This is a genomic window from Bradyrhizobium semiaridum (assembly GCF_020329505.1).
Lineage (GTDB): Bacteria > Pseudomonadota > Alphaproteobacteria > Rhizobiales > Xanthobacteraceae > Bradyrhizobium > Bradyrhizobium semiaridum.
Map to the genome: position 1 here is coordinate 1 of NZ_JAGKJJ010000088.1, position 653 is coordinate 653.

Annotated in this window: 1 protein-coding gene; it reads left to right on the forward strand. The window is 69.2% G+C overall.

The genetic code is table 11. From position 1 onward, the window contains the following. Positions 1-653 (forward strand): uroporphyrinogen decarboxylase family protein (locus J6500_RS31590; RefSeq protein ID WP_283842971.1); only part of this gene is annotated, 653 nt, incomplete at both ends.

Here is a 653-nt window from a genome sequence, read left to right on the forward strand (position 1 = left end):
GGCAAGCTCGAGCCGGTCTATGAGACGTTGCGCCGGGTCCGGCGCGAGCTCGCGCCGCACATCGCCCTGATCGGCTTCTGCGGCGCGCCGTGGACGGTTGCGACCTACATGGTGGCCGGCCAAGGCACGCCGGATCAGGCGCCGGCACGGATGCTCGCCTACCGCCATCCGGACGCATTTGCGCGAATCATCGACGTGCTGGTCGAGAACTCGATCCGGCACCTGGTCGGCCAGCTCAAGGCCGGCGCCGATTGCGTGCAGGTCTTCGACACCTGGGCCGGCGTGCTGCCGCCGCGCGGAAAGCCGATGATCTTTGCGTTCGGCACCTGTTTGCGCACGCCGGCCACGATGCGTCGCGCCGGCGGCTTGCTGCCGGCCTATGTCGAGCAAACCGGCGTCGATGCGGTGTCGATCGATTGGGCAACGGAGCCGGCGATGATCCGCGAGCGCGTGCAACCGCGCGCGGCCGTGCAGGGCAATCTCGATCCGCTGGCCCTGATCGCCGGCGGCGCCGCGCTCGATCGCGCGGTGGACGACGTGCTGGAGAATTTCGGCCAGGGCCGGCTGATCTTCAATCTCGGCCACGGCATCTTGCCGGAAACCCCGATCGCCCATGTCGAGCGGATGGTAGCGCGGGTGCGCGCGCATAAGCG